This window comes from bacterium (assembly GCA_040755795.1).
In the GTDB taxonomy this organism is placed as follows: Bacteria; UBA9089; CG2-30-40-21; order CG2-30-40-21; family SBAY01; genus JBFLXS01.
The window spans coordinates 1-3,685 of the sequence record JBFLXS010000404.1 but is presented as its reverse complement, the minus strand read 5'-3'; the positions used below and the strand labels follow the sequence as shown (position 1 = coordinate 3,685).

Here is a 3,685-nt window from a genome sequence, read left to right as displayed (position 1 = left end):
ATTATAAATAAAAATTTGCACCAGCATTGCATTCACTCCAAGTCCTTAATTCTCAAGAGGTTGTGTAATATTCACCCCCGTTATACCGCTGAAAAGATATGTCAACAGCCTGTCAAGATGTGACCCCACTATCCCACAATGAGTATCTGAGTCAAGGGATGCCAATTGCCAGTGGTTCTGTAGAAGGTGCTTGTAAGAATCTTGTCAAAGATAGGATGGAACGATCTGGTATGAGATGGACAGAAGATATGGCTGAGGCTATGTTGAAAATGAGGGCTATATATCTAAGTGGCGATTTTGAAGATTATTGGTCTTTCCATATCCAGAAGGATCAAGAAAGACTACATCCAAAAGGGAAGTGGAGGCCTCTTTTGGGCGTCGTCCAAAAGTAGCCACACCCTATTTATTTTGCTATTTAGGAGTTTTTGTGCGAAGATTTTTTACTCTTCATGACTGCAAATCTGCATCTATAACAATAACAGCATCTCCTTTAGCATATTCAACACCAGCAGTATTTGCAGCCTCATGGCCAAAGTTTCTTGTAAAACTAATTAATTTTACTTTGTTATCTTCCAAGGATATAGAATTGTCAGTGCTTCCATCGTTTACAAGAATAATTTCATAAGTATGTTTTTTAGAATATCAGTAATCCTTGAATACATGGAATTGATATTGTCTTCTTCGTTAAAAACAGGGATTACTATAGATAATAAGCAATTAGATTTTTCCTTCATTCTAACTCTCCTGTTCATTTATTCTTTCTAATGACGGCAGAACCCTCGGTACTGCTCAGGTAAATAATACATACTGACATTATTCTTTTTAAGGAAATTCTTTATATTTTCTATTTCTTTGCCACCTGCCGGTACGATGCCGGCACGGACGCCAGAGTTGATTAATAATTCAGGAGCATCGGTAAACGGGAAGAATGCGTCAGCCGCAAAAACAGAATTCTTCAAATCCTTTTTTAGATTGTTGGCCTTAAAAACCGCTATTTGAGCTGCGTCTACGGTCGAAGGGCCGCCTCCACAACTAATAAGCGAGGCGTCTTTTGCTATAGCAACTTCATTTCCCCCATGATTCGAACTAAAAGCGGTTACCCATGCTATGATTAATGAATCAATATCATTTTCAGTTGACCGGCAGCCGCTGAATTCAGCTTCTTTTAGATTCAAAATATAATTGAGTGGCGGTTGCCTCAAGAACCCTCCACGCACAAAACGGTAAGACCATAAAGATGGGCTTAGGAATGGCGACGATAAGAATGGATTCTCCAAAACTTTACGTTGTTTTCTCTTGCCTAAAATATCAATTGCTTCTTTGGTAAAATGCGGGGCAAGGATAATATCAAGCATCCATGCGGCATTGCCAAGGAGTTTTTCCCTTTCAGAACTTTTGAACATTTTATTAGATAGTTCTTCATCGATCTCAAAATTCGTTATGACTTCACCTCCCCATATAGCAAGAGCATTTCCAAAAAGCGCTTTATCAAGGGCTTTTGCAGGAGAATCCCAATCAATAGCAAAGCCGCAAGAGTTGCCGTGTTTGGCAGCTATACAGATATAAGGTGTTTTACCGTACTGCTTCCTGAACGCTTCGCTGGAAAGACAGAGAGAATGAACAATACAGTCGCAGTCAGCCAGATTCGTAAAACAAGGACATTCTCCTGATACCTGGTTGAAACTGCTTAAAGATAATCCGTCGTCTGTTTTTGATGAAAAATAACTGGACGGGATTTGATATGGGTTTTCTCCGTTCATAAGCTCGTAAGTATGCTCTCCGAATACCGCGTCATACTTCTGCTTTTCTTTGATAAGATTGAAATAATGCCATGATATTAGAGCGTTTGTTTTATCCAAAAGATTTGTGTGCAGGGATTTTGACAGTTCGCCGTATTGTTTTATCTCATTTACAACTACTTCCATATCTTCAATGGAAATAACAGGAATTCTATTTCCTTTAGCAGCAAGAGCAAGAAGTGTCCTTCCACCGATATCATTGCCTATAGACAATGGATAATTGATTACATATACCAGATCTATGCGCTCATTTGCGTCTCCAGCAGTAAGGCAGTACTCTACCTTTGGATGCAGAGTCGGAGGAAACCCGTAATTCTCTTTAACAGAAGTGAAATCCGCAATCTCGGTAACAGGTATTTGTTTTTTGGAGAGAATCTCGACGGTCTCTTTTGACGCGATTATCGTCCATCCAAGTTCCACCAGGTCCTGCGCATATCTGGCAGCATTTGTTGTATCATAGAGTGAAAACAGCGCTCTTTTCATTAAGCCCTCTATTCTTCGGTGCTTCTGGATATTTCAAAGACAATTGAAGTATAATCTGCAGGGCATTGTATTTGAATATGCCCTTTTTGTTCGTTTGCTAACAAAAACGGGTATAAGGTATAGAACACGGCTGGACAGAAGAAACGCCTGCCCCATATATGGGAATACTGATTAAAAACAAACTTTACTTTACCCTGATAGCCGCGGGGACAGACGCCTTTTGTATCAATAAGTTCAAGAACTATCTTGCGATCAAATAAATCTTTGGGTTTCCCTATAAACCGGAATATCTTATCCGCAATATTTATAACAAGGCTTAGTGGCAATTTTTTCGACGTTATTCGCCAAAGCAGCGTTTTTGCTTTATTTCCCGGACAGTATAAAAGTGCTTCTCTCAATTTCCCTTTTTCCAAACCCGGGCATCCATCATATAGAAGCCCCAGGTATTGCGGGTAAATCTGGAAGAAGAGATCAGGGCACATTCCTTCAGGGACCATTTCATGGATACTAAATTTTTCTCCTCTAGTCCGGCAAAAGAAACAAGTATGTTTAAAATCGCAAACCTGAACTTTTAAGGATTCAGCCGTATCGTTCAATAATGAACAACAAATATCTTTTTTCATTTAACCTTTCGAATTTTTAAGGAATTCGGAGAAATCGAACATTCTATATCTAATTCCTGTATCGCTTGAGCGCTGAAAAGCTCTATTTTTGACCATAATGACGGAAAAAGAGCCGGACAGAATTCATTTACCTGTATATTGAATTTGTCTCCAACGCTGTATTTGCAAGGACAGATTTTATCACCTGTATTAATAACTTCAGCTTCAATAATCGTATCAATATGCCTGACCAGAAAAACAATTCCTCCGGCTTTAGGGCACTGACATAAAACATCGTTCTTTTTTTCTCTCCATCGAAACCATGCTCCCTGAGTAAACGAAACCCAATACGGGATTATGGAAAAATACGCAAAAGGGCAAAGTGCCTTAGGAATCGTATCATTCAGAGTATATATACTTTTCCGTGTAAATCCTTTATTGCAGGATTTGCAGGCGCCTTCTAATCTGAATTTGACATTATAAACGTATTCGCAGGGAATCAACTATAACTCCTTAAGATACTTTTTTATGTAACTGGTTTTGTATCAAATATTCCACGCAATCTTTCAAGGTCTTTTCAGGGTCAGTATAAGAGAATCCGATTTCTTTAGTAATACGCGAACCGTCGAATACAGGATTCAGCATGGCAAAATGAATAGATGATCTTGTTACAGCTGGAGTTTCGTGAATTTTTGAAAAAAAGCTAAAAAAAATCTCTCATCCTGCCGATAAAGAGAATAGTAACAAATCTCAATAAAGGAGGATGAGAGATGAATACATTCTTTTTATCGACATTTGGAG

4 protein-coding genes are annotated in these 3,685 nt (G+C 38.7%); 1 reads left to right on the top strand and 3 read right to left on the bottom strand.

The genetic code is table 11. The features are described 5' to 3' along the window. The first annotated feature begins 98 nt into the window (after window positions 1-98). Window positions 99-392, top strand: coding sequence for a hypothetical protein (locus AB1414_17455; protein MEW6609202.1), 294 nt, complete (start codon window positions 99-101; stop codon window positions 390-392). Between the two features lie 55 nt (window positions 393-447). Here the strand turns inward: AB1414_17455 and AB1414_17450 are convergent, their stop codons facing one another. From AB1414_17450 to AB1414_17440, 3 genes are all read right to left on the bottom strand, one after another. Then, window positions 448-576, bottom strand: coding sequence for a glycosyltransferase (locus AB1414_17450; protein ID MEW6609201.1), 129 nt, complete (start codon window positions 574-576; stop codon window positions 448-450). A 185-nt stretch (window positions 577-761) separates the two neighbouring features. After that, a complete protein-coding gene (locus AB1414_17445; GenBank protein ID MEW6609200.1) occupies window positions 762-2,282 on the bottom strand; it encodes a hypothetical protein in 1,521 nt (506 codons plus the stop codon). Window positions 2,283-2,290: 8 nt separating this feature from the next. After that, the gene (locus AB1414_17440) at window positions 2,291-2,905 is read right to left on the bottom strand and encodes a hypothetical protein (GenBank protein ID MEW6609199.1); all 615 of its coding nucleotides are present in this window, start codon (window positions 2,903-2,905) and stop codon (window positions 2,291-2,293) included. Window positions 2,906-3,685: the final 780 nt, after the last annotated feature.